The sequence below is a fragment of the Plantactinospora sp. CNZ321 genome (genome assembly GCF_004217235.1).
On sequence record NZ_SHKQ01000001.1, the window covers coordinates 7,070,480 to 7,096,130 of the forward strand.

A 25,651-nucleotide genomic window follows, 5' to 3' on the forward strand; every position below is an offset into this window, starting at 1 on the left:
TCTTCGACGAACGTGAAACTGTGCCGGCCGGCGCCGGCGAACCCGCCGGCGCCGGGCAGGACGTCGTCGCGTGCCGCGCCGCCGTCCGCGCGGAGACCGGTGCTCGGGCGGCCCCGGCGTCCGGCCCCTCGGCCAGGGCCGATGATCGCCGTCAACTAGCGTGATCAGCGCGGAGAACCGGTGGAGGAGGAGTGGATGGCGGACGCGCTCCGACTGGGACGGCGGTCGTTCGCGCCCGGAGACCTCGCCGTGATGGCGATCGTGAACCGGACGCCGGACTCGTTCTTCGACCGGGGCGTCACCTTCGCGGCGGACAGCGCGCTGCGGGCCGTGGAGCGGGCGGTGACCGAGGGTGCGGAGATCATCGACATCGGCGGTGTGAAGGCCGGACCGGGTGCCGAGGTCGACGTGGCCGAGGAGATCCGTCGTACCGTCGGCACCATCGCCGCCGTCCGGGCCGCCTTCCCCGAGGTGGTGATCTCGATCGACACCTGGCGGGCCGAGGTGGCCGTCGAGGCGGTTGCCGCCGGGGCGGACCTGCTCAACGACACCTGGTCCGGTGCCGATCCGGCGCTCGCCGAGGTGGCCGCCGCGACCGGGGCGGGGCTGGTCTGCTCGCACGCGGGCGGCCTGGCGCCGCGTACCCGGCCACACCGGGCGACCTTCCCCGACGTGCTGGCCGACGTCCTCGACACGGTCACCGGGCTCGCCGACCGGGCGGTCCGGCTCGGGGTACGCCGGGACGGCATCCTGATCGACCCGGCGCACGACTTCGGCAAGAACACCCGGCACTCGCTGGAGATCACCCGACGGCTGACCGAGCTCACCGACACCGGCTGGCCGGTGCTGGTGGCCCTCTCCAACAAGGACTTCGTCGGGGAGACCCTCGACCTGCCGGTCGACGAGCGGCTGGAGGGCACCCTGGCGGCCACCGCGATCTCGGCCTGGCTGGGTGCCCGGGTGTTCCGGGCGCACCAGGTACGGCCGACCCGGCGGCTGCTCGACATGGTCGCCTCGATCAGGGGTGATCGCCCACCGGCGGTGTCCCGGCGCGGGCTGGCCTGATCCGGCTCACTGAACTTTTTTCAACCTGAACCGCGCGGCGCTCATGCAGCGCGTCCGACCTTGCGGTCCGTCGGACCGCAAGGGGAGGTTGAAAAAGGTTCACCGGGTCCAGCGGAGGATGTTCTTCCGCCAGGCGTAGAGGATGCCGAGGGCGAGCACGGAGACGAAGATCGCCATCTCGATCACCGTGACGAGGCCGAATCCGGGCCGGTCGAAGACGACCGCCCAGGGGAAGAGGAAGACCGCCTCGACGGCGAACAGCACGTAGAGATAGGCGTATACGTAGTAGCGGATCTGCATCTGCGCCCAGTCGCTGCCGACCGGATCCAGCCCGCACTCGTAGCTGGTCCGCTTGCCCGGCGGGTCTGCGGGGCGGGCCGGCCGGAGCACCCGGTTGGCGGCGAACGCACCGACGAAGACCAGTACGCTGGCGAGCAGCAGCAGCCCCAGTGTCGCGTACGACCCGAGGTATCCGGTCATGTGCGGCAGCCTACCGCCCGGTGTCGGGTTCTCGCCCTGCGGAATCCCGACGTCTGACTCCGGTGATCTGGATAACGGCACCCCCCGTCCAGGTGGGGCGAAAGCATACCAATGACGCCATTGCGGCGTCCCATGTGCCGGACCTTGGGGAAGGATCACCTAACCATCGACGTAGGCTCTGCAATGAAGGACTGGAGCGGGGCGATGAAGGACTGGAACGGACAGCCGAGCCCTCAGCACCGCCAACCCGCCACCGGCGCTCAAGGAGGACGCGTGGCCGAGCAAGGCGAGGTCACCCCTGAGCTCAGTCCGTCCTACCGGGCCGAGCGAAGCGAGGTGCAGCAGTGAGCAAGCAGGTCCAGCAGCTGGATAGGGTGGTTATCCGGTTCGCCGGCGACTCCGGCGACGGCATGCAGCTCACCGGCGACCGGTTCACCTCGGAGACCGCTCAACTGGGCAACGACATCTCGACACTGCCGAACTTCCCCGCGGAGATCCGCGCTCCCGCCGGCACCCTACCCGGCGTGTCGAGCTTCCAGGTGCACTTCGCGGACTACGACATCCTGACCCCGGGGGACGCCCCCAACGTCCTGGTCGCGATGAACCCCGCCGCGCTGAAGGCCAACCTGGCCGACCTGCCGCGCGGGGCCGACATCATCGTCAACACCGACGAGTTCACCCGGCGCAACCTGGCCAAGGTGGGCTACCAGGTCAGCCCGCTCGACGACGGCTCGCTGGACGGCTACGTGCTGCACCCGGTGGCGCTGACCTCGATGACCGTCGGCGCGCTGGCCGAGCACGACGTCTCGAAGAAGGACGCCGAACGGGCCAAGAACATGTTCGCGCTCGGCCTGCTCTCCTGGCTGTACTCCCGCCCGTACGCGTCGACCATCCGGTTCCTGGAGCGCAAGTTCGCCGCCCGGCCGGAGCTGGTCGCGGCGAACACCGCCGCCTTCAAGGCCGGCTGGAACTTCGGCGAGACCACCGAGGACTTCGCGGTCCGCTACGAGGTCAAACCGGCCAAGATGAACCCGGGAACGTACCGGAACATCACCGGCAACGCGGCCCTCTCCCTCGGCCTGGTCGCCGCCGGTGTCCGGTCCGGCCTGCCGGTCTTCCTCGGGGCGTACCCGATCACGCCGGCCTCGGACATCCTGCACGAGCTGAGCAAGCACAAGCGGTTCGGCGTGACCACGATGCAGGCCGAGGACGAGATCGCGGCGATCGGGGCGGCGCTCGGCGCGTCGTACGGCGGGGCGCTCGGCGTCACCACCACCTCCGGCCCGGGTGTGGCGCTGAAGGGCGAGACGATCTCCCTGGCGGTTGCCCTGGAGCTGCCGTTGGTCATCGTCGACGTGCAGCGGGCCGGCCCGTCCACCGGCATGCCGACCAAGACCGAGCAGGCCGACCTCAACATGGCACTGTACGGCCGGCACGGCGAGGCGCCGGTCGCGGTGATCGCCCCGCGCTCGCCATCGGACTGCTTCTTCGCCGCGCTGGAGGCGGCCCGGATCGCGCTGACCCACCGCACCCCGGTGATCCTGCTCTCGGACAACTACGTGGCGAACGGCTCCGAGCCGTGGCTGCTGCCGGACGTCGAGTCGCTGCCGGACCTGCGGGTCGACTTCGCCACCGAGCCGAACGGCGAGGACGGCAAGACCTTCCTCCCCTACCTGCGCGACCCGGCCACGCTGGCCAGGCCGTGGGCGATCCCCGGCACGCCGGGCCTGGAGCACCGGATCGGCGGTCTGGAGAAGGCCGACAAGACCGGCGACATCTCGTACGACCCGGCGAACCACGACTTCATGGTGCGGACCAGGGCGGCCCGGATCGAGGCGATCGAGGTGCCGGACGTCGAGGTGGAGACCGGGTCACCAAACGGCGTGGACTCGGATGCTCGGGTGCTGGTGCTCGGCTGGGGCTCGACGTACGGGCCGATCGGCGCGGCCTGCCGCGGACTGCGCCAGCGCGGCCTGCCGGTGGCGCAGGCGCACCTGCGGCACCTCGCGCCGCTGCCGGCCAACCTCGGCGAGGTGCTGGCCCGCTACGAGAAGGTGGTGATCCCGGAGATGAACCTCGGCCAGCTCGCCCACGTGATCCGGGCCCGCTACCTGGTCGACGCGATCGGATACAACCAGGTCCGGGGGCTGCCGTTCACCGCCACCGAGCTGGAGACCATGTTGGAAGAGGTCGTGAAGAATGCCTGAGCCCGTCGCCGTCAAACTCACCACCAAGGACTTCAAGTCCGACCAGGAGGTGCGCTGGTGCCCCGGCTGCGGTGACTACGCCATCCTCGCCGCGGTCCAGTCGTTCATGCCCGAGCTGGGGCTTCCCCGGGAGCGGATCGTCTTCGTCTCCGGCATCGGCTGCTCGTCGCGCTTCCCGTACTACATGAACACGTACGGGATGCACTCGATCCACGGCCGGGCTCCGGCGATCGCCACCGGGCTCTCGGTCTCCCGGCCGGACCTGTCGGTCTGGGTGGTCACCGGTGACGGCGACGCGCTGTCGATCGGCGGCAACCACCTGATCCACGCGCTGCGCCGGAACGTCAACCTCAAGATCCTGCTCTTCAACAACCGGATCTACGGGCTGACCAAGGGGCAGTATTCTCCCACCTCCGAAGTAGGCAAGATCACCAAGTCGACCCCGGTCGGCTCGGCCGACGCGCCGTTCAACCCGCTCTCGCTGGCCCTCGGCGCCGAGGCGACCTTCGTGGCCCGGACCATCGACTCGGACCGCAAGCACCTGCAGTCGGTGCTGCGCGCCGCCGCCGAGCACCAGGGCTCGGCGTTCGTGGAGATCTACCAGAACTGCAACATCTTCAACGACGGCGCCTTCGAGCAGTTGAAGGAGCCGGCCACCCGGGACGACTACCTGATCCGGCTGGAGCACGGTCAGCCAGTCACCTTCGGGTCCGAGGGGCAGTTCTGCGTGGTCCACCCGCCCGGCGGGTTCGGGCTGGAGGTCCGGGAGACCGCCGCCGTACCCGCGGACGAGATCGTCGTGCACGACGCCACGGTCGACGAGCCGGCGTACGCCTTCGCGCTTTCCCGGCTGCCCGGCTTCGCCCTGCGCAACACCCCGATCGGGATCTTCCGCAACATCGATCGGCCCAGCTACGACGGTGTGGTGCAGGGGCAGCTCGACGCGGCCCGGGCGAAGAGCACCGGTACCCCGGAGGAGCAGCTTGCCGGCCTGCTGAGCAGCGGTGACACCTGGACGATCCTCTAGGAGGATCGTCAGCGGGCCGGGTCGGCGGTGGCGCTGCTGGAGCGGTCGTCGCGGACGTACACCAGCATGTCACCGGTCTCGATGGCGGTGGCGGCCTGGTCGGCGAGCGAGACCACCTTGCCCCGCCGGACCAGCGCGATGACCAGGGACTCCAGCTGGCGCGGTGACACACCGACCTCGTCCCGGGTGGCCGAGCGCATCGCCAGCGCCATGCCCTGGCCCGGGGTGAGCAGGTCCTCGACGACGTCGATCAGCGGCGGGGCCGAGGTGGAGACGCCGAGCAGCCGGCCGGCGGTCGCCGACGAGACGATGACGTGGTGCGCCCCGCTCTGCCGGAGCAGCGGGGCGTTCTCCGCCTCCCGGGCGGCGGCGATGATCCGGACCTGGCCGGCGGTGAGCTGCCGCACGGTCAGCGTGACCAGTACGGAGACCTCGTCGCTGTCGGTCGCGATGATCACGGATTTCGCGTGCCGGACGTGCGCCTCGTTGAGCGTGGACGACCGGGTCGCGCTCCCCTCGACCACCACCAGTCCGGCCGAGTTGGCCTGCCGCACGATCGCCGGGTTGCGCTCGACGACGAGGATCCGTTGCTTGTCGAAGCCGGTTTCGAGCAGTGCGGAGATCGCGCTACGGCCCTTGGTGCCGTAGCCGCAGATGATGACGTGGTCCTTCACTGTCCTCCTCCACCGCGTCAAGCGGAGGTTGGTGCGGTACTGCTCGGTCAGGACTTCCAGGGTGGTGCCGACCAGGATGATCAGGAACAGCACCCGGGCCGGGGTGATCACCAGGACGTTGATCAGCCGGGCGCCCTCGGTCACCGGCGTGATGTCGCCGTATCCCGTGGTGGATAGGGAGACCACCGCGTAGTAGAAGGAGTCGAGCAGGGTGACCCCGTCCTCGTTGAGGTCACGGTAACCGTCCCGGTCGAGATAGACGACCGCGACGATCAGCAGGACGAGGCCGATCGCGGCGGCGAGCCGCTGGCCCAGCGCCCGCAGGGGGCCCCTGCGGATGGCGGGAAAGTGGATCATCGCCGCCCCCGCCTCATCGCCGCCCCCGCCCGCACGCCCACAACATAGCCGGGATCATCGCACCGGGTTGACCACCTGCCCGGATCGGGGCCGACCGGCCGGGTTGTGGCCGGGCGTCCCGCCATGCATCGAGTTGAAATTTTGCTTAGATACATTGCGCTGGGTGCCGCCGAATTAGCACGCTGTGACGACAGATGCGGTCATTCGCCTACCGAGCCGCGCGCTCCCGCAACTCTCCCCGTCGCCTGGAGGTGCCGTGACCACGCTGCCCGCAGTTCCCGATCTGGCTGCCGGGACGGTACTCCAGCTTCGCCAGGAGGACTGGCGGTACGGCGGCTACCCGCTCCGGCTCCGGGTCGAGCAGGTCCGGCACGACATCTCACACTATTACCGGGACGAGTGGGTCTGGATCGTCGGCGAGCGGCTCGGCCGGGACGGCGAAGCGCAGGGCCGGATCGAGGCACTGGTCAGGGTGGCGGCGCTGGCCGGAGTCGCGGCGCTGACCGAGGGCGACTGAGGCGGTACCGACCGGTCCCAGGACACGCCCCGGGCGGGCGCGCCGGACCGTACGGCGGAGCGCCGGTGGTCGATCGAAGGTTGCGCCGGTGGCGACGGTGTGAAAATTTCCTTCCAGCGGCATTAGCGCGTCGGTACAAACCACCGACCGGATGCCGCCGTGCCCATCCCCGCCCCCGGGGAGCCCCAGTGAAGGGAAGCACCGCATGAAGCCATATCGGCTTGTAGCCGCCGGGCTGACAGCCGCGCTGCTCGGTTCGCTCGCCACCGCCACACCCGCAACCGCCACACCCACCACCACCGCCAGCGCAGCCACCCGCACCGGCAACACCGGCTGCGCGACCGATCCCGCCACCCCGAAGCGGCAGTTCCGGGCGATGTGGATCGCGAGCGTCGTCAACATCGACTGGCCGACCAAGGCCTCGTACACCGCGCCGGACCGGATCGCCGCCCAGAAGGCGGAGTACACCGGCTGGCTCGACCTGGCCGAGCGGCTGAACCACAACGCCGTGGTCGTACAGGTCCGGCCGACCGCCGACGCGTTCTGGCCGTCCCCGCACGAGCCGTGGTCGGAGTTCCTGACCGGGGTGCGTGGCCAGGACCCCGGCTGGGACCCGCTGGCGTACCTGGTCGCCGAGTCGCACAAGCGGAACCTGGAGTTCCACGCCTGGTTCAACCCGTACCGGATCTCCATGCCGGACGGTGCCGGCGCCGACATCGACAAACTCGCCCCGGGCCACCCGGTCCGGGAGAACCCGGAGTGGGCCGTCGCCTACCCGGTCAACGCGGCCGGCTCCCGGCTCTACTACAACCCCGGCATCCCGGAGGTACGCCAGTTCGTCCAGACCGCCATGCTCGACGCGGTCAAGCGGTACGACCTTGACGGCGTGCACTTCGACGACTACTTCTACCCCTACCCGGCGGCCGGGCAGGACTTCGCCGACGACGCCACCTTCGAGGAGTACGGTGCCGGCTTCGCCAGCAAGGCGGACTGGCGGCGGCACAACATCGACCTGCTGATCCAGGAGATGAGCCAACGGATCAAGGCGACGAAGCCGTGGGTGAAGTTCGGGGTCAGCCCGTTCGGCATCTGGCGGAACGCCTCGTCCGACCCGCTCGGCTCGGAGACCAACGGCACCCAGTCGTACGACGCCAACTTCGCCGACACCCGCAAGTGGGTGAAGGAGGAGTGGATCGACTACATCGTGCCGCAGGTCTACTGGAACATCGGCCTCGCGGTGGCCGACTACGCCAAGCTGGTCCCCTGGTGGGCGGACGTGGTCGCCGGCACCCGGGTGCAGCTCTACATCGGGCAGGCGGACTACAAGATCGGCGAGCCGGCCCAGCCGGCAGCCTGGCAGGACCCGGCCGAGATGTCCCGGCACCTGACCTTCAACCGGGACTATCCGCAGGTCGACGGCAACATCCACTTCAGCGCGGTGCAGGTCCGGGCCAACAAGCTCGGCGCCACCGACATCTACGCCGCCGCGCACTACTCCCGGCCGGCACTGATCCCGACCATGCCCCACCTGGCCGCCAGGCCGCTGATGTTCCCGGTGCTGACCGGCGCGTCCCGGCAGGCCGACGGGGTACGGCTGCGCTGGCGGCAGCCGGCCGACGGGCTCTGGCCGTTCGGCCAGGCCAGCTCGTACGCGATCTACCGGTTCGACGGGATCGACGTGCCCGGCTCGTGCGGCTTCGCCGACGCCGGCAACCTGGTCGGCACCGTCCGGGCCGACGGTAAGGGCGTGCAGTCCTGGCTGGACCGCACGGCCGAGCCGGGTCAGCGGTACAGCTACTACGTGACCGCGCTGGACCGGCTGGCCAACGAGAGCCAGCCCAGCCCGCCGCGGTTCGTACTCCGCTGAGCGGAACCGGCCGGCACTGAACCGGCCGGGCACTGCACCAGCCGGCACTGACGGGCGGATGCTCCGGGGCGTACGACGCCGCGGAGCATTCGTCCGTTCTGGCGCCTGCCTATGAAAATAGAGGTCGGATAGAGATCGGCGGGCGACGATGCCCCGAGACTGTCACCACCTAGATCGCCTACCGGTGACAACTCTGCCCCGCCGGGCGCCCCACGAGGGAGCCCTTCCTATCCGGAGGTACCCACCATGTCCCGTCGCCTGCTCACCACCCTGACCGCCGGTACGTTCGCGGTGCTGGCGGTTTTCGGGTCCGCCGCACCCGCCGCCGCGGTGACCCCCGCACAGAAGCTCTCGGTGCTGTCGAGCTGGACCCAGACCAGCGCCAGCAGCTACAACGCCTGGAACTCCGCCCGCACCAACCAGGCCGCCTGGGCCGAGTACGCCTTCAACTGGAGCACCGACTACTGCTCGTCCAGCCCGGACAACCCGCTCGGGTTCAACTTCGAGCTTTCCTGCTACCGGCACGACTTCGGCTACCGCAACTACAAGGCGGTCGGCCAGTTCGACCCGAACAAGGCCCGGCTGGACAGCGCGTTCTACGAGGACCTGCGCCGGGCGTGCGCCAGGTACAACGCCTTCGTCCGCCCGGCCTGCTACAGCCTGGCCTGGACCTACTACCAGGCCGTACGCGCGTTCGGCTCGGTGATCGTCGCACAGGCCGACCTGGACAGGGCCGCGAAGCTCAAGGCCGACGGCGAGCGCCGGGCGGCGGCCGCCGGGGTGAGCCTGCGCTGATCCCCGCCTCGCGGTCCTGATCCGGCCGGGACCGGCGCCGATTGCCGTCGGCGCCGGCCCCGAGCTGGTTGCGGGCAATGTCGAGGCGCGGCTTCGCCCAGCCGAGGAACCGCGCGTACATCCGGGCCGGATCCGGACCCGGCGCGGGGTTGAGCAGCCGGTGGTCCTGCAACGCCGCCTGGAGCATGGTGGCGAGGTAGACCGACAGCCCGACCGGATCCACGACGTACTCGATCACCAGCAGCGCGCGGGCGGTGAGGCACGGCCATTCCGCCGCACAGGCCCGGCAGAGCCAGATCGGCCGGCGCGGCAGGTGCGGCGGTCGTGCCGGCGGAACCGCGATCATCGCGCGCTCGGCAGCCGGGTGACGCCCGTCCGACCCACCCGCGCACCGACGGGCTGGCTGGCCCGTACCACCCGGTGACCGGTGGCGCTGTCCCAGGCACGGCGCTGGTTCGTGGCGCGGGCTGGCCGGGCCGCCGGGGGTGGTGGCGGGACCGGTGTCGGCGGCGCCGGAGCCACCCGGTCCGGGCACCGCCAGCGCAGCCCACACCGACAGTAGCGCCAGAGCCGGCGCCAGTCCCGACGGTGCCGATTCGGCGTCGTACGTCGTAGCAGCCGCAGCATCCCGCAACCTCCTCCGCTCGGTCTGGAAGCGGGGGCCGCCTCGGGAAGGGGAAGGACCCCGGCGGCCCCCGCCGCGGTTCCACCCGTCCGAATACCACCCCGGGCAGTTCCGCTGGTGACAGTCTGGTGTGGATACGACTACGGTCGATAGGTTCACGGCACGTTCGCGCAGTTCAGCGACGTGCGGCGCGTAGTCGTGAGTGGATCGAGTAGTCGACGACCGGAATTGAGTGGAGGGTGCGTAGTGGGTACCGCAATCGATTTGTTGGTCGAGGAGCTGATCGAGGCACGGACGTCCCGGAGCGCGACGCAGGAGGAGTGGGCACGCGCCATAAAGTTCTCGCCGACCCACGTCAGTTCGGTGGAGACCCGGCACCGGCCGCCGACCGCCGATTACGTCGCCGCGATCGACAGGGCGTTCTCCACCGGCGGCACGTACAGCCGGCTACTGCTCAAGCTCGCCGGCCTCGACGCCGCGCCGATCTGGTTGCAGGACTGGATCGAGATCGAGCGGAAGGCGGTCATGCTCCGCTGGTTCGAGCCGGCCTACGTGCCCGGGCTGTTGCAGACCGAGGCGTACGCCCGGGCGACGCTGGCCGGCGGCCGGTTCACCGCCGAGGAGATCGACCGGCACGTCGCCTCCCGGCTGGCCCGGCAGTCGATCCTGACCCGGGAGAAGCCGCCGCTGTTCATCGCGGTGATCGACGAGGCGGTGCTGCGCCGACCGGTGCCGGAGCGGCCGGAGGTGCTGCGGGAGCAGATCGAGCGGATCATCGAGCTGGCCGAGCTGGAGCATGTCCAGGTGCAGGTGGTGCCCGCGTCGACCGGGATCTATCTGGGAATGGCCGGCCAGTTCATCCTGGCCGACCTCCCCGACAACCGCCGGTTCGGGCATGCCGACAACCAGCTCAAAGCACAGCTCGTCGATCGCCCCGACGACATTGCTAATCTGAGCAGGATGTGGGAGGTCGTGCGGAACCACGCCCTTCCGCTCCGGCCGTCGCTCGAACTGATCAGGGAAGTGGCGAAATCATGGAGCTAACCGGCGCCCGGTGGCGCAAGTCGACCCGCTCCGGCGGCAACGGCGGTTCCTGCGTCGAGGTGGCGGACAACCTGCCCGGCGTGGTCGGGGTCCGGGACAGCAAGGACCCGACCGGCCCCGCCCTGACCTTCGGCACCACCGCCTGGCGCGCGTTCGTCGCCCTCGCCAGGCACCCCCAGAGTCTGGCGTGACGATTCGCCGTGCCGTCCCCGACATCAGCACCGCCGACCCGGTGGCGAGCAGCGGTTTCTACCAGCTCCTGGGCTTCCGGGAAGAGATGAACCTGGGCTGGGTGGTCAACCTGGTCTCACCGGCCAACCCCACCGCCCAGGTCATCCTCATCACCGAAGACGCAACGGGCCCCGTGAACCCGGACCTCAGCGTGGAAGTCGATGACGTCGACGCGGTCTACGAGGCGGTACGCGCGACGGGCGCGGAGATCGTGCATCCGATCACCGACGAGCAGTGGGGCGTCCGGCGCTTCTTCGTCCGCGACCCGGACGGCAAGGTGGTCAACGTCGTCGGCCACCGCTGACCGGCGGAAGGCGAACACCCCACCGGCCTGAAATTTCACGAGCTCCGAGACACCGGCCCCGCTGCGGACCTCGTTCGACGAGTTCGTCGGCTGCTTCCGCCTGGGCGATGCGAGCGCGTTTCAGATGTGGTCGCACAGCGGTGCGTCGGCGGGTGAGGCATCGAGCGATGTACCGGTTGGGCCTGGCCGGGCGTACGGGACCGGACCGCCGAGCTGTCCAATATCGGGCTGGCGGTCTGGACGCGGGGCCGTACAGGGTGTAGGTCTACCAGGAGTTTCTGCCGACGATCTTTCCACCGGGTCGAGAGATGGGAGTCGTGCGGATGTCTCAAGGGGTTGTCCCGAGGGGTGGCCGGGTCGGACCCCGGCAGCCGGAACTGGTCGGCCGCGAGCAGGAGATCGCCGAGCTACGGCTGTGGCTGTCCGGTCCGCCCGCTGTGGTGCTGCTGGAGGGCGAGGCGGGGATCGGCAAGAGCCGGCTGCTCCGGGAGCTTCTCGTCGGGTTGGAGTCCGACGGGCGGGTGATACCCGTCGCGGCGTGCCCGCCGTTCCGTGAGTCGCTCACGCTCGGTCCGATCGTGGACGCGCTGCGGCAGACCACCACTGGCGTACGCGGGCTGGGGCTCTCCGCGCTTGCCGGTGCGCTGCGGCCGGTCTTCCCCGAGTGGGGCGAGGACCTGCCGCCCCTTCCCGAGCCGCTGGCAGAGACGACCGCCGCGCGACACCGGCTGTTCCGCGCGCTGGCGGAGCTGGTCGACCGGCTGGGAGTCGAGGTCCTCGTCGTCGAGGACGTGCACTGGGCCGACGAGGTCACGCTGGAGTTCCTGCTGTTCCTGACGGCCCGGTCGTCGCGGGCGCTCAGCCTGGTGCTCACCTACCGGCCGGAGGACCTGCCGGACGACTCGCTGGTGCGCCGGCTGTCCTCCCGGGTCCCGGCCGGGACCACGCACCACCGGATGCCGATCGACGCCTTGGACCTGGCGGCGACCGCACGGCTGGTCTCCTCGATGCTCGAAGACCGGGAGCTGTCCCCGGCGTTCGCCCAGTTCATCTACGAGCGCACCGAGGGCGTCCCGCTCGCGGTCGAGGAGCTGGTCCGGCTGATGCACGACCGGGCCGACCTGACCCACCGCCGCGGGGAGTGGCTCCGCCGACACCTCGACGACATCGCGGTGCCGCCGACCATCCGGGACGCCGTGCTGGAGCGGATCGCGCGGCTCGAACCCGAGGCGCTGGCCGTGCTCCAGGCGGCCGCCGTGCTCGCCGACCCCGCCGACGAGGCCACGCTGGCCCTGGTGACCGGGCTGCCGGCCGAGCGTGTCCGTACCGGGCTGGTCAGGTCGCTCGGCTCCGGTTTGCTCGCCGAGGACCAGCGCCGCCTGGTGGCGTTCCGGCATGCGTTGCACGAGCGGGCGGTCTATGAGTCGATCCCACCGCCGTTCCGCCGTGACCTGCACCGGCGAGCCGGTGAGGCGCTGGAGGACGGTACCTCCGAGGCCCGCCTGACCCGCCACTTCCGCGAGGCGGGCGACACCGGCCGCTGGTGCCGGCACGCCGAGCGGGCCGCCGACCTCGCGCTGGTCTCCGGCGACGATGCGTCGGCCGGCCGGTTGCTGCACGAGCTGATCACCCTGGCCGAGTTGCCGGCCGCCACGGTCGTGCGGCTGCTGGACAAGCTCCCGTACCTGTCCTTCACCGGAATGCCCCGGCACCGCGAGATCGTGGACACGCTTCGCCGCATCCTGGCGTCCGGACTCGGCGATCTGCGTGTGGAGGCGGAGATCCGCTACCACCTCGGCCGGCTGCTGATTCTGATGGAGGAGGAACCCGACGCGGGCCGGGCGGAGCTGGAGCGGGCGGTCACGCAACTGACCCACGATCCGGTGCGGGCCTCCCGTGCGATGCTGACCCTCGGCTGGCCGCGCGGTGCCGCCTGGCCCGCCTCGACACACCGCGAGTGGCTACGCCGGGCGGCCGAGGGGATGACGGCGTTGGCGCCGGCCGATCGACTGCGGATGACCGTCGAGCGGGCGACCGCGCTACTTCTGCTGGGCGACCCGGCCGGATGGGCCGATGCCGCCGAGATCCCGGATGACGCCGGCACCGCCGAGGAGTGGTGGGAGATCAGCCGGGGCAACCTGAACATCGGCAATGTAGCGATCCGTTGGGGGCGGTACGCCGAGGCGGAGCGGCGCCTCCGCGTGACGCTGGAGCTGGCCGCGCGGAGGAGCCATCTGCGGGTCGAAACGACGGCCCTGGTCAATCAACTGCACCTGGACTACTTCACCGGCGCGTGGGACGGCCTCGCCGATCGGGCCCGCCGGCTCGCCGGCAGTGAGGACGTGCAGCCGCTGGCCAGGCTGGAGGCGATGCTGGTCATCGGGCTCCTGGAGGCCGCGAACGACGCGACGAAGGATGCCGAGGAGCACCTCAAGATCGTCCAGGACGGCATGCGCCGGCGCACCGCCGTGGAGTGGCTAGCCGCGCCGGCGGCCGCACTGGCCCGGCTCTGGCTCGCCGACGACCGCCTCGATGACGCCCTCGCCATGACGCGTGAACCGATCGACCTCATAGCGCACAAGGAGACCTGGCTCTGGGCGACCGACCTGGTACCCGTCCGGGTGGATGCGCTCGTCGCCGCCGGTCGGCTCGGCGAGGCCGCCGAGCTGGTGACCGAGTTCGCGCGCAACCTGCGCGGCGTCGGCGCGCCGGGACCATCGGCGGGCCTGGCCACCGCCGAGGCGATCCTGGCCGAGGGCCGGGGCGAGCCGATGCTCGCCGCCGCCGCCTTCGCCGCCGCCGCCACTGCCTGGGACGAACTGCCGCGACCGTACGACGCGCTGCTCGCGCGCGAGCGCCAGGCCGGGTGCCTGCTCGCGGCGGGCGAGGCCGAAGCCGGGACCGCCCTTTTGTCCACCGCCTTCCGGGGACTGTCGGACCTGGGCGCTCGTGGTGTGGCCGTGCGGGTGATGAACGAGCTGCGCCGCAACGGTGTGGAGGTACGCCGGCCGTGGTGGGGTGGGCGGCAGAGCTACGGCGACCGGCTCTCGCCGCGGGAGCTGGAGGTGGTCCGGCTGGTGGCGCGCGGCCTCACCAACCCGCAGATCGCCGACGAGCTGTTCCTGTCGCCGAAGACGGTTGCCCGGCACGTCAACTCGGCGATGCGCAAGCTGGATGTCACCACCCGCACGGCACTGGCGGTCCAGGTCGTTCAGGCCGGCCTGGCCCCGCGGAACGGGTAGACGGCGCCCCGGCCGCGAGGGCCGGGGCGCCGTTGGATGGACTGGTCAGCGTTGCAGGGTGATCGGCAGGGTCACCGCCGTGTTGGCGCCTCCGTTCCCGCGCAGGACGAGCCGTACGCTCGTGACGTCGGCCGGTACGGCGGCCCAGTCGACGGAGATCTGGATCCTCTCCTTCTTGCGCGGCTTGAGCGAGCCCGAGGTGGTCGAGACGTGCAGCCAGGGGAACGCCTGGCTACTCGGGTCGTCGGTCTGCATCGTGCTGATCGTTTGCCAGCCCCAGTGTGAGAACAGGAGGTTGCCGCGTGCGTCGACGCCGCCGGACTTGACGACACCGGGTAACCGGTAGCCGGCGGGGAACTGCGAGATCGTTCCGCAGCTTTCGGGATCGAACCGCCGGACCACGTCACCCGTGCGCTGGTACATGTAGCCGGAGGACATCCGGGACGCGACGTTGTAGCCGAAACCATTAGTACGGTAGGGCAGCACGCAGGTGCGCTGGACCGCGCCGGGCTCGGGGTGGTCGATTCCGGCGATGGTCCTCATCCTGGACTCGACACCGCCGCTCGAGAATTGGACGAAGAAGAGATCGCGCTCGGGATCGTAGGCCATGCCGGTGATTTGGTTGCCCGTACCGATCCCGGTCGGGATCTTCGCCTTGACCTGGGAGGTTGTCGGGTCGACGCACGCGATCGACTCCGGCCGGAGGTACGACGGGAACACGCACAGCCAGTGCCGACTGGGGATCCATGCCATGTTGCCCCAGAGGATGACCTCCGGCACGGTCATGTTGTACGACGCCGCGAGCGGCGCGAGGTCGATCTCGGCGCCGGTCGGATGGCCGTCCTGCAACTCGACGAGGGTGTTCCGCGCGCCCAACGTCGAGACCCACGAGCGGCCGTCAACGGCCACCAGGCCGATCGGATCGACAGGGCTGGTGCTCACCGAGGCGAGCATGCTGCCCGGTGCGGGGGTCGGTTCTGCCGTGTGGGTGGTGGCCCGCCAGGTCAACGGCCGGTCGCCGCTGTTGGTCAGGCTCACGGTGACGGGCCGCTTCGGCGTGATGGTCACCCCGCTTGCGGACAATGCCATCCCACCGCCGTGCAGGGTGGTGGTGAGCGGCATTACCTGCCGGTCGGTGGTCAGGGTGACGTCCACCGGGTCGGGGACCTCGTAGCCGGGTGTCTTGTGCACCGCGACGGAGTACTTCCGGCCGGTCATGAGCTGCAGGCGGTACTCGCCGTTGTCGTCGGTCGTCTTCCTCACCAGCCGGCCGCCCGAGGAGTTGAGCAGGTCGACGGCCGCGCCGGGCACCGGCTTGCGGGTGGTCTTGTCGAGCACGCGCCCGGCCACGAGCCCGTTGGGCGGCAGCTCGAACCTGAACTGCTTCGTGTCACTCAGCACCGGGTCGAGGTTGGTGGCCGCCAACTTCGTACGGTAGACGGCTCGGCCGTCCGGGGTGTGGTCGGTGATATGCACGCTGCCGCCAAGCCCGCGCTCCCTCGGGCGTTCCGGGTCGATGTCCTTGTAGGCGAAGACGATCTCGCCGTTCTCGTGCAGCGTCATCGCAACGCTAATTTGGTCAACTATTTCGGGATAGTCGGCGAGCCAGAAGTCCCGCCACTCGACGGTGAAGGTCCGGTTCGGCGCGGTGCCCGCGGTACGGGTCAGGATGGCCTCGTCCCGGCCCCGGAAGAACGGCACACCGTACGGCTGCACCAAGGCGGTGCCCCAATTGACGGTGTTCTGCTCAGGCTGGAACGTCACGTGTGCATGATCCGCCGAGACGCCCAGGCGACGGTACTGCTCGCCGAAGTAGGTGAACTCGAAGGGCAGGTCGAGCAAGCCGTAGGAGTCCCTCGGCGGCAGCGTCACCGGTGTGGTGCCGCTGACCCAGGTCGCGGGCTCGGCGACGCAGGTGTAGCCGTACGGCGCTCCCCACCCATCCGCGCGAGGCTGGTCCAGCACGCGGGTCATCTCCACCGTCGGCACCGTCGTGTCACCTTCGACCATGACCGAGCGGTGCGTGGTCCTGGTGCAGGCGCCGGCGTCGACCGTGAGCTGGTACCGCGCCGGTCCCGGCACCTTCGGCACCGTGAACGAGCCGTCGGCGGCGGTGACCCCGGCGAAGAGGGTCCCCGCGAGGGTGACGTTCGCATCCGGGATGCCCATGCCGGTCCGCTGGTCGACGACCTTGCCGGACACGGTGAACCCATCCGCCCTGGGCAGCGCGATATCGGTGCTGGTGGTCTGCCCGGCGATGACCGAGATCGGCACCGTCGTGGTCTTGAACCCGAACGCGGACACGGTCGCCTGGTAGTCACCGGCCGCGATGTTGGCGGTGTAGGTGCCGTCGGCGCCGGTCCGCGCGGAGCGGCCCAGGTCGCCGTTGACCAACTGGATGCGGGCCGAGGGAACGGCTGTGCCGGTGTCCGCGTTGGTGATGGTGCCGGTGATCGTCCCGGTCGGGGCCGGGTCACCGGCGTTGACCAGCGCCAGCGCGTCGAGCCGGCCCTCGCCGTAGACGTTGTTGTCGTCGTCGGTGCCGCCGCACTGGCTGTCCGGCGTGTCGGTGGCGGTGTCGTCGAGCAGCCGGCGGGTGGCGTCGAGGTCCCCGCGCAGCTCGGGTTCGGCGGACCAGAGCAGCGCCACGGAACCCGCGACGTGCGGTGCGGCCATCGAGGTGCCGCTGATCGCCCAGTACTCGTTGCCGGGCCACGCGGAACGCACGTCGACGCCGGGCGCGGAGATGTTCGGCTTGATCTCACCGTCCTGGCCAGTTCCGCGGGAGGAGAAGGAAGCGATCTTGTTGTTCGAGTCGTAGGCACCGGTCGAGTAGTTGATGGTGCGGCTTCCCGGCGTGCCGGAGGTGTTGCAGCCGGGCCCGCTGTTGCCGTTGGACCACACCGCGAAGATGGCGGCGTCGGCCCACGCCCGTTGGACGTCCTCCATCAACGGGTCGTTCGACGGATGCTCCGAGCCCCACGAGTTGTTGACGATGTGCGGCCGTTTCGCCGGGTCGGCCCCCGATCCGTCGATTCGCGTCGGCGCGAGCATCCACTGGCTGGCCGCCAGCAGCGAGGCGTCCGAGCAGGTCCTACCTTCGCAGCCGCGGGCCGCGATCCACCTGGCGCTGGGCGCGACGCCGACCTGGTTGGCCGCGCCGTCGTCGCCGACCATGGTGCCCATGGTGTGTGTCCCGTGCCCGTTATCGTCGGTGGGGAAGGGCGTACCGGTCGCGGGGTCGAACCAGTTGTAGTCGTTGTCGATCGTGCCCTTGTCGGCGTCGTAGCCGCGGTAGCTCCTGATCAGGGCGGGGTGGTCGAACTGCACGCCGGTGTCGACGTTGGCGACGACGATGCCGTCGCCGCGCACGCCGTACTGCTGCCACACCTCATCGGCCTTGATGTTGAGCACACCCCACTCGGCCGTGGCCACCTCGTTCAGGCCGAGCCGGGACGAGCTGACGCGCTCGTCGATCGGCTCAGGCTGCTCGTAGGTCACCGGCGCGAAGACGGTCTTGACCTCGGGCCGGGCCGCCAGCACCTGCGCGAGCCCGTAGTCACCGTCATTGATCCGGATCGCGTTGCTCACCCAGAACGCCTCGTAATCGACACCGGCGGCCTTCAACGTCTTGATCGTGTCGGCCTGCGCGGCCGTCGCCGCCTTCTTCAGGTGATCGACGACGTACGCGCCGCGCTCGGCCCAGTCGGCGATGTCACGAGCGCCACTGGTGTCAGCGCGGCTGCCGAAGCTGATCCAGAAGTCCTGCCGGTCGCCCGCCGACTTCTCGAAGGTGCTCCGCAGCGACGCCGCGATCTTGCCAGCCGGTCCGGCCGGCTCCGCGGACGGCGCGGCGGCGGCGCTCGTGCCGGTTGGTGCGAGCGCGGTGGCTACCAGCGCGAGGCCGAGCACCATCGCGACAGGTATCTTTCGCCGCCGCCCGGCGGTCGGTGATGTTCGTCGTGGCCGTTTCATCGATGGGTCTCCCTAGGGGGTTGGGGCCGGTGACACGGCCAGCAGTGCCGTCGTGTCGGCCCGACGGGGGATCAGAGCGGCTCGTAGTCGGCGTCGTCCGGGTAGACCTCGGGTTCGTCAGCCGTCGTCAGGGTGTAGGGCTCCTCGGCATCGCGGGCCGGGTCGCCGCTCGTACCCGGCGGTGAGACGGCCGCAGCATCGACACCACGTTCCATGGCGTCGCCACGACCGAACGGATCCCGCGACTCGTGACATTCGTCCATGTGCACTTCCTGTTAGACGTCGACTACGTGAGGAAGTATCAAGTAGTCAGCGCCGCGTGCACGATGAGGCAAGTGATCCATTTTGAAGATCCGTCCCGCTCATCTTGATCTCTGAGAGGGCGCGGCACAGCCTCAGTCGAGGACGTCCCGGGGCAGCTCGGCGGAGTGCCGGGGCCGGGGACGCGGCGCCGGGGCCTCGACCGGCGCGAACCGGATCGAACCGGCGGCCAGGTCGGGGTGCTCCACCTCCAGGGCCACCGCCGCCGCCTCCTCCAGGGTCAGCTCGGCACCGGCCGCGTACGCGGTGTCGAAGGCCGCGTCGCCCATCCGGTTGCGCAGCGAGGTCTGCTCCTGGAGCCAGTACGCCCCGAACGTGCCCGGGGTGCAGCGCATCGCCGAGCGGGTGAGCTGGGCCGCGCCGAAGAGTCGGGCCGCCGATCTCGGATCCCCGCCGCCGGCACAGCGCACCGCGATCGCGTTCACCGTGTCGCAGGCCCTGGCCAGATAGCCGTAGCTCATCCGGGACCGCAGCGCGACGACCAGGTGGTCGTGCGCGGCGACCAGATCGCCCCGAGCCAGCGCCACCATGCCGAGCAGCATGTCGACGGAGCGCTTGCCGCGCTCGGTCGGGCAGCTCGCCTCCACCGGCCGGGCCGCGCCGAGCAGCTCGGCCGCCTCGTCCAGGGCACCCCGACGCCAGAGCAGCTCGGCCAGGCTGTAGACGGCGAGCAGCGCCTCACCGGCCACACCCTCCGCCTCGGCGTCGACGATCACCTCCCGGCACACCCGCTCGGCCTCGGCGAACTGTCCCATGTCGATCAGCGGTGCGGCCCGGCCGGCCAGTACCCGGATCAGCAGGCCCGCGTCGCCGGCCTGCCGGGCGGCCGACTCGGCCCGCTGCGAGAAGCGCAGCTCCTCGGCGAACTCGCCGTCCGCGCCGGCATGCTGCGAGTGCATGTGGTACGCCGCCGCCAGCTCCGCCTCCGGGATCTGCTCGCCGGTCTCGGCGATCCGGCCGTAGAGCCGGAACAGCCACAGCCGCCCCTCCCGGGCCAGCCCCCGCTCCCGCCACCACTCGTCCAGCCCACTGGCCAGTTGCAGCCCCTGCCGGGCGCCGCCGCCGGTGACGGTCCAGCGCAGCGCGGCACGCAGCTCGTCGGCGAGCGGGTCGAGCGCGTAGAGGGAGAGCGTGACCGGCCGGTCGTCCGGGCCCAGGTAGGCCCGCTGCAACGCGTGCAGTGACCAGGCCACGTGCCGGTCCCGGGCGGTCTGCTCCTCCCCCGCGTCGACCAGCCGGCGCGCCGCGTACGCCCGGATCGGGTCGAGCATCCGGTAGGTGCTGCCGGCAACGTTCGGCTCGGCCTGGATCATCGACTTGTCCACCAGCACCGACAGTGGATCGAGCGGGTCGTCGTCGAGCAGCCACTCCACGGTGGCCAGGTCGACCGGACCGGAGAAGACCGCCAACCAGCGCAGCAGCCGGGCGGCCCGGGGGCCGAGCGTCCGGTACGACCAGGTGACCGTGGCCTGCATCGTGACGTGCCGTTGGGTGGCCGAACGCTGGGCCGCACGGACGCCGAGCGGTGGCGCCACCCCCCGGGCCGCCGCCGCCAGGTCCACCGTGTCCTCCTGGTTGGCGACCCAGCTGCGGGACGTCGCCACCGGGGCGGGCTCGACGTCGTCCCGGCCGGCGTCCAGGGCGCCGAGTACGTCGTCCAGCCGTTCGGCGAGCTGGCTGGCGGAGAGTACCCGCAGCCGGGCCGCGGCCAGCTCGATCGCCAGCGGCAGCCCGTCCAGTCGGGTCACCACCCGTTGCAGGTCGGCCGACTCGGCCGGACCGGACCGGCGTCCGCCCCGGGCCGCCGCGGTCCGGTCGAGCAGCAGGGTCACCGCCTCGCTCGGCCCGCCGCAGGGTGCCGGGTCGACGGAGAGCGGCGGGATGCGCCAGATCACCTCGCCGGGCAGCCCGAGCGACTCCCGGCTGGTGGCCAGCACGCGTACGCCGCTGCCACCGGCGAGCAGTCGCGAGATCACCTCGGCGCAGGCGGCCGGCTGGGCGTCGCAGGTGTCGAGCACGACCAGCATCCGCCGGGACACGGCGAACTCGACGAGCGTCTCCAGCATCGGTCGCCCCGGCTCCGGCCGCAGCCCGAGGACCGCCGCGACCGCGAAGGCGACCAGCCCGGGATCGGTGACGGTGGCGATGTCCACGAACCAGACCCCGTCCGGGTACGACTCGACCACGCCGCCGGCCAGCTCGACCGCCAGCCGGGTCTTGCCGGCCCCGCCGGCACCGACCACCGTCACCAGCCGGTGCGAGTCGATGAGCTGGTCCAGCTCCTCCCGCTCCGCCCGCCGGCCGACGAACGAGGTGACCTGGGTCGGCAGGTTGTGCGGGATCGCGTCGGCGGTGCGCGGGCGGGGGAACTGGCGCTCCAGTCCCGGCGCGACGAGCTGGAACAGCCGCTCCCGGTCGTCGAAGCCGCGCAGTCGGTGCAGCCCGAGGTCGAGCAGGGAGGCGCCCGGCGGCAGTGGCGCGGCGTGCCTGGCGGTCGCGCCGGAGCAGAGCACCTGGCCACCGTGCGCGGCGGCGGAGATCCGGGCGGCCCGGTGCACCTCGGCGCTGGCGTACTCGCCGTCGCGCGGTTCGGCCTGCCCGGTGTGCAGCCCCATCCGGACCCGGGGGGTGGCCTCGGGCGTCGGCCACTCGTGGCTGTTCAGCGCCCGCTGCGCCGACAGCGAGGCATCCAGCGCGGACGAGGCGTCGGCGAACGCGACGAAGAACGAGTCGCCCTCGGTGAAGAGCTCGGTCCCGTCACTGGCCGCCAGCGTCGCGCGCAGCAGACGCCGGTGCTCGCTCAACACCGGACGGTAGCCCGGACCGAGCATCTGGGCCAGCCGGGTGGAGCCCTCGATGTCGGTGAACATGAATGTCACCAACCCGCTAGGCAGGTGGATCCGTGCTGACATGCCTGGAACCTCCCGCCCCCTGGAAGTCGCGTTCATGCTGCCGCATATTTACGGGTTGGCCCATCGTAGAAACGGACGGCGCGACCCCGTACCAAGGTGCTAACCGGGGACTGTGCCACGAAACCGACATCACGGTCACGAACCGTCCTCACTGTCCGGGGTCGCGAGGGGGCGGGGTCCGGACCGGCGGATCAGGTCCTCAGCAGCCGCAACCCCCGCCGCAGCAGCCGCCGCCGGGGGCCGCCGGCGCCGGGGTGGTACCGGCCGCGCCGCGACCGGTGAACGCGACCGTCGACAGTAGCTTGACCGTGTCGTCGTGCCCCCGAGGGCAGGACGCCGGGGCCGAGGCCTCGGCCATCGGCCGGTTCATCTCGAAGGTGTCGCCGCAGGCGCGGCAACGGAACTCGTACCGGGGCATGCCAACAGCGTACGACCAGACCTGACGTTCGAGGGTCCATGGGTAATACTCGACGGGTGGCGGAGCACGAGGAGACTTCTACGACTCGACCACCGCGGCCCGCGGCGCCGGTATTCGACGGCCCGCTGGCCAGCTCGGGTGCCGCCCCGGACCCGGACCTCGATCCGCCACCGGCCACCGTGCCGCGCCCGCGCGCCGAGGCCGATCCCGTCCCGCCGGCCGCGCCGGAGCCGGCCGCCGCACCCGCCGAGCCGGCGGCCACCAGTACCCAGCCGCCCCCGGCAACCGGTGCCGAGCAGGACAGTGCGGAGACGGCAACCGCCGCCGAACCCGACCCCGCCAAGCCGGGCGAGACGGTGGTCGATCTCGACGTACCGGCGGCCGCGCCGGCCAGGCGGACCCGGCGGATCCGGGTCCGGTTCGCGCACGCGGTCACCCGCTGGCCGTCACCCCGGGCGGTACGCGCCTGGTCCAGGCGGCCCAGCGGCCGGCTCACCCTGCCGGCACTACTGCTCCTCGCCCTGGTCGCGGCGACCGGCGCGGCGGGCGCGTTCCTGGTACCGGCCACCGCGCGCCAGGCCGAGCCGGTGCCGGCGGGCGCCGAGTCGACCCTGTCGCCGCCCTCGCCGACCGTTCCCGGCTATCCCGTCGATCCGGGCGGGCTGCCCCCGGGGCTGCCGAGCCCTTCGCCGTTCGGTACCCCGAGCGTGCCGGCGCCGCCCTGGAACGCGACCGGTGGACGGCCCTCGGACGTACTCGCCGGCTGGGCCGGGCAGGTCGGACCCCGGGTAGGCATCTCCACGACGGCGCTGCAGGCATACGGCTACGCCGAGCTGCGGGTCGGCCAGACGACGCCCGGCTGCCAGCTCCGCTGGACCACGCTGGCCGCGATCGGCAAGGTCGAATCCGGGCACGGGCAGGCGAATGGGGCGATTCTCGGCACGAACGGAATAGCCAGCCCGGAAATCATCGGCCTGCCGCTGGACGGCAAGGGCAACCGCATGCGGATCATGGACACCGATCAGGGCCGGCTCGACCGGGACGCCACCTATGACCGGGCGGTCGGACCGATGCAGTTCATCCCGACCACCTGGGAGGAGATCGGGGCCGACGCCGACGGCGACGGGGTGGAGAACCCGCACAGCATCGATGACGCGGCCCTGGCGGCCGGTAACTATCTGTGCAAGGGAGGCCGCAACCTGTCGGTCGCCTCCGACTGGTGGAACGCCATCCTTTCCTACAATGACGTGCGGCCATATGCCCAATCGGTCTTCGACGCGGCCAACAAGTACGGCACGGACAGTCGAACTTAGCGTAATGTCCCCGACACATTGAAGAACTGGGCACTTTCGCCAGGCTGCGGTTGACGGCAAGCTAGACGGGTGATGGTGCGCGAGTGGGACCCCCGGACCGCCCCGGCCGCCGAGATCGAGTCCTTCCTGGACGCGATCAACGCGGTTTTCGCGGCCGACCTGCCGGAGGATCCCCTGTGGGAGAACGGCATGCTTCGGGAGTATCTCTGCGAGGTGATGCCCGGCGAACGCCGCATCTCCTGGATCGTCCAGGACGAGCCCTCGGCCGACGGGCAACCCGGGGCCATCCTCGGGCACACCCACGTCCTCCTGCTGGGTGACATCGGGGTGCTCGAGGTGATGGTGCATCCGGCGGCCCGGCGTCGCGGGATCGGCCGCAAGCTGATCGCCACGGCGGCCCGGCGGACGTACCAGGAGGGCTTCCGGTCGATGGGCGTCGAGGTGATCGGCGGCACGCCCGCGGTCGCGTTCTACGAGGCCCTCGGCTTCGCCCGGGAGTACGAGGAGGACCGCAGCGTGCTCCGGCTCGGCACGGTCGACTGGGACGCGCTCGGCGACATGGCCCAGGGAATCGGCTCCGCATACCGGCTGGAGTTCTGCCCGGGCGGGCCGCCGGACGAGTTGATCGAGCCGTACGCGATGGCGAAGGCCGAGATGCGCGACATTGACGACGGTGACCTGGATCTGCGCCCGAGTTCGTACGATTCGCACCGCCTCCGGGACAGCCTGAACTGCCTGCACCGACGCGGCATGAAGCCGTACATCGTGCTGGCGATCGAGGAGAAGACCGGGGCGGTCGCCGGGCTCACCGAGGTCGTCGTACCAGCCCAGCACCCGACCCGGGCCGACCAGTACGACACCATCGTCGGCCAGGACCACCAGGGTTACGGCATCGACCGGGCGATGAAGGCGCGGATGCTCTTCGAACTGCGCTCGGCCGAGCCCAAACTCTCCGAGGTGCAGACCTGGAACGCCCGGACCAACGAGGCGATGAGAGCGGTCAACGCCGACCTCGGGTTCCAGGCCGACCGGGAGTGGTACGAGTACGGCGTCGACGTGGCGGAGCTGGTGCACCGGCTGGACGCCGGCAACTGAGGCCGGGCGGGGTCACCGGGCGGAAACGCCCGGCCCCGGCGACGACGGGCCGCTCGTCGACCATGAGGCCAGCGAGCAGCGGGCTCAGTAGCCGGTGCGGAGCATCCGGGCCGCCTCGACGGCCCAGTAGGTGAGGATGATCTGGGCGCCGGCCCGACGGATCGAGGTCAGCGTCTCCATCATCGCCCGGTCCCGGTCGATCCAGCCGTTCGCCGCGGCCGCCTCGACCATCGCGTACTCCCCGGAGATCTGGTAGGCGGCGACCGGCACGTCCACCTCGGCCCGGACCGCGGCCAGCACGTCGAGGTAGGGCAGGGCGGGCTTCACCATCACCAGGTCGGCGCCCTCGGCGACGTCGAGGCGTACCTCCCGGAGCGACTCACGCAGGTTGGCCGGGTCCTGCTGGTAGGTGCGGCGATCGCCCTGCAACGACGACTCCACGGCCTCGCGGAACGGTCCGTAGAACGAGGAGGCGTACTTCACCGCGTACGCCAGGATGCCGGTGTCGGTGTGCCCGGCGGCGTCCAGCGCCCGGCGGACCACCCCGACCTGACCGTCCATCATCCCGGACGCCCCCACCAGGTGCGCCCCGGCCTCGGCCTGCGCCACCCCCAGTTCCGCGTACGCGGCCAGGGTGGCGTCGTTGTCGACGGTGCCGTCCGGAGCGACCAGCCCGCAGTGCCCGTGCGAGGTGAACTCGTCCAGGCAGAGGTCGCTCATCACCACGGTGGCGTCGCCGACCTCGGCGACCACGTCCCGGATCGCGACGTTGAGGATGCCGTCCGGGTCGGCGCCGCCGGAACCGGTCTCGTCCTTGGAGATCGGAATGCCGAAAAGCATGATCCCGCCGACGCCGGCGTGCACCGCCTCGGCCGCCGCCTTGCGCAGCGACTCCCGGGAGTGCTGCACGACGCCGGGCATCGAGGCGATCGGCCTCGGCTCGGCCAGCCCTTCCTTGACGAACATCGGCAGCACCAGCTCCGCCGGGGCGAGCCGGGTCTCCTCGACCAGCCGGCGGATCGCCGGGGTCCGCCGCAGCCGGCGCGGGCGGATCTCCGGGTACGACATGACCACTCCTCACGACCGACGGGCCGGCACCCGACCCGGCGTCTGCCGGGCCGTCGACGGCCCTGTGCCGTCCAGGCCCTGCGCCGTCGACGGCGCCGACCCTGTGCCGTCGAC

General features: G+C 71.0%; 20 protein-coding genes. 12 read left to right on the top strand and 8 right to left on the bottom strand.

Annotated features, from left to right (window positions below; translation table 11 throughout):
* Positions 1–195: 195 nt before the first annotated feature.
* Positions 196–1,065 carry a dihydropteroate synthase gene (gene folP / locus EV371_RS30735; RefSeq protein WP_130465127.1) on the top strand — a complete coding sequence of 290 codons (870 nt, stop codon included), beginning with the start codon at positions 196–198 and terminating at the stop codon, positions 1,063–1,065.
* 99 nt (positions 1,066–1,164) lie between these two features.
* On the opposite strand, the gene ndhC is transcribed toward folP, so the two are convergent.
* Positions 1,165–1,545, bottom strand: a complete 381-nt coding sequence (gene ndhC / locus EV371_RS30740) for an NADH-quinone oxidoreductase subunit A (RefSeq protein ID WP_130465128.1) — start codon at positions 1,543–1,545, stop codon at positions 1,165–1,167.
* A gap of 344 nt (positions 1,546–1,889) precedes the next feature.
* Between ndhC and EV371_RS30745 the strand changes: the two genes are divergently transcribed.
* Positions 1,890–3,752: a 2-oxoacid:acceptor oxidoreductase subunit alpha gene (locus EV371_RS30745; protein WP_130465129.1), complete on the top strand. Its 1,863-nt coding sequence runs from the start codon at positions 1,890–1,892 to the stop codon at positions 3,750–3,752.
* Positions 3,745–4,779, top strand: coding sequence for a 2-oxoacid:ferredoxin oxidoreductase subunit beta (locus EV371_RS30750; RefSeq protein ID WP_130465130.1), 1,035 nt, complete (start codon positions 3,745–3,747; stop codon positions 4,777–4,779). Before EV371_RS30745 ends, EV371_RS30750 begins: the two co-directional genes overlap by 8 nt.
* 8 nt (positions 4,780–4,787) lie before the next feature.
* Here the strand turns inward: EV371_RS30750 and EV371_RS30755 are convergent, their stop codons facing one another.
* The gene (locus tag EV371_RS30755) at positions 4,788–5,810 is read right to left on the bottom strand and encodes an NAD-binding protein (protein WP_130465131.1); all 1,023 of its coding nucleotides are present in this window, start codon (positions 5,808–5,810) and stop codon (positions 4,788–4,790) included.
* A gap of 256 nt (positions 5,811–6,066) precedes the next feature.
* Here EV371_RS30755 and EV371_RS30760 point away from each other — a divergent pair, with 256 nt between their 5' ends.
* The 3 genes from EV371_RS30760 (at position 6,067) to EV371_RS30770 (ending at position 8,989) form a co-directional block, all read left to right on the top strand.
* Positions 6,067–6,327, top strand: coding sequence for a hypothetical protein (locus EV371_RS30760; protein WP_130465132.1), 261 nt, complete (start codon positions 6,067–6,069; stop codon positions 6,325–6,327).
* Positions 6,328–6,532: 205 nt separating this feature from the next.
* On the top strand, positions 6,533–8,194 hold the full coding sequence (locus EV371_RS30765; protein ID WP_130465133.1) for a family 10 glycosylhydrolase: 1,662 nt from the start codon (positions 6,533–6,535) through the stop codon (positions 8,192–8,194).
* A 246-nt stretch (positions 8,195–8,440) separates the two neighbouring features.
* Positions 8,441–8,989: a phospholipase gene (locus tag EV371_RS30770; RefSeq protein WP_130465134.1), complete on the top strand. Its 549-nt coding sequence runs from the start codon at positions 8,441–8,443 to the stop codon at positions 8,987–8,989.
* Here EV371_RS30770 and EV371_RS34815 read toward each other — a convergent pair.
* Positions 8,937–9,335 carry a hypothetical protein gene (locus tag EV371_RS34815; protein WP_486484860.1) on the bottom strand — a complete coding sequence of 133 codons (399 nt, stop codon included), beginning with the start codon at positions 9,333–9,335 and terminating at the stop codon, positions 8,937–8,939. The two genes, EV371_RS30770 and EV371_RS34815, sit on opposite strands and share 53 nt — an antisense overlap.
* A 525-nt stretch (positions 9,336–9,860) precedes the next feature.
* Here EV371_RS34815 and EV371_RS30780 point away from each other — a divergent pair.
* From EV371_RS30780 to EV371_RS30795, 4 genes are all read left to right on the top strand, one after another.
* Positions 9,861–10,658: a Scr1 family TA system antitoxin-like transcriptional regulator gene (locus EV371_RS30780; protein WP_130465135.1), complete on the top strand. Its 798-nt coding sequence runs from the start codon at positions 9,861–9,863 to the stop codon at positions 10,656–10,658.
* Complete coding sequence (locus tag EV371_RS30785) at positions 10,649–10,849, top strand: DUF397 domain-containing protein (RefSeq protein WP_130465136.1); 201 nt, start codon at positions 10,649–10,651, stop codon at positions 10,847–10,849. Before EV371_RS30780 ends, EV371_RS30785 begins: the two co-directional genes overlap by 10 nt.
* Entirely contained in the window at positions 10,846–11,193 is a 348-nt protein-coding gene (locus EV371_RS30790) for a VOC family protein (RefSeq protein ID WP_130465137.1), read from the top strand. Before EV371_RS30785 ends, EV371_RS30790 begins: the two co-directional genes overlap by 4 nt.
* Before the next feature lie 323 nt (positions 11,194–11,516).
* The gene (locus tag EV371_RS30795) at positions 11,517–14,435 is read left to right on the top strand and encodes a helix-turn-helix transcriptional regulator (RefSeq protein WP_165436876.1); all 2,919 of its coding nucleotides are present in this window, start codon (positions 11,517–11,519) and stop codon (positions 14,433–14,435) included.
* 45 nt (positions 14,436–14,480) lie between these two features.
* Here EV371_RS30795 and EV371_RS30800 read toward each other — a convergent pair whose 3' ends face one another.
* From EV371_RS30800 to EV371_RS30810, 4 genes are all read right to left on the bottom strand, one after another.
* Entirely contained in the window at positions 14,481–18,350 is a 3,870-nt protein-coding gene (locus tag EV371_RS30800; RefSeq protein WP_130465139.1) for a S8 family serine peptidase, read from the bottom strand.
* A gap of 131 nt (positions 18,351–18,481) precedes the next feature.
* Positions 18,482–18,625, bottom strand: coding sequence for a hypothetical protein (locus tag EV371_RS33630; RefSeq protein ID WP_165436877.1), 144 nt, complete (start codon positions 18,623–18,625; stop codon positions 18,482–18,484).
* A 180-nt stretch (positions 18,626–18,805) separates the two neighbouring features.
* Entirely contained in the window at positions 18,806–21,643 is a 2,838-nt protein-coding gene (locus EV371_RS30805) for a winged helix-turn-helix domain-containing protein (RefSeq protein WP_130465140.1), read from the bottom strand.
* A 199-nt stretch (positions 21,644–21,842) separates the two neighbouring features.
* Positions 21,843–22,061, bottom strand: coding sequence for an FmdB family zinc ribbon protein (locus EV371_RS30810; RefSeq protein WP_130465141.1), 219 nt, complete (start codon positions 22,059–22,061; stop codon positions 21,843–21,845).
* Positions 22,062–22,099: 38 nt separating this feature from the next.
* Between EV371_RS30810 and EV371_RS30815 the strand changes: the two genes are divergently transcribed.
* Together EV371_RS30815 and EV371_RS30820 are read left to right on the top strand one after the other, a co-directional pair.
* Positions 22,100–23,374 (top strand): lytic transglycosylase domain-containing protein, encoded by a 1,275-nt coding sequence (locus tag EV371_RS30815; RefSeq protein WP_486484861.1) that lies wholly within the window; start codon positions 22,100–22,102, stop codon positions 23,372–23,374.
* Between the two features lie 72 nt (positions 23,375–23,446).
* Complete coding sequence (locus tag EV371_RS30820) at positions 23,447–24,469, top strand: GNAT family N-acetyltransferase (protein ID WP_130466337.1); 1,023 nt, start codon at positions 23,447–23,449, stop codon at positions 24,467–24,469.
* An 84-nt stretch (positions 24,470–24,553) separates the two neighbouring features.
* Here EV371_RS30820 and hemB read toward each other — a convergent pair whose 3' ends face one another.
* On the bottom strand, positions 24,554–25,537 hold the full coding sequence (hemB, locus tag EV371_RS30825; RefSeq protein ID WP_130465143.1) for a porphobilinogen synthase: 984 nt from the start codon (positions 25,535–25,537) through the stop codon (positions 24,554–24,556).
* Between the last annotated feature and the right edge of the window lie 114 nt (positions 25,538–25,651).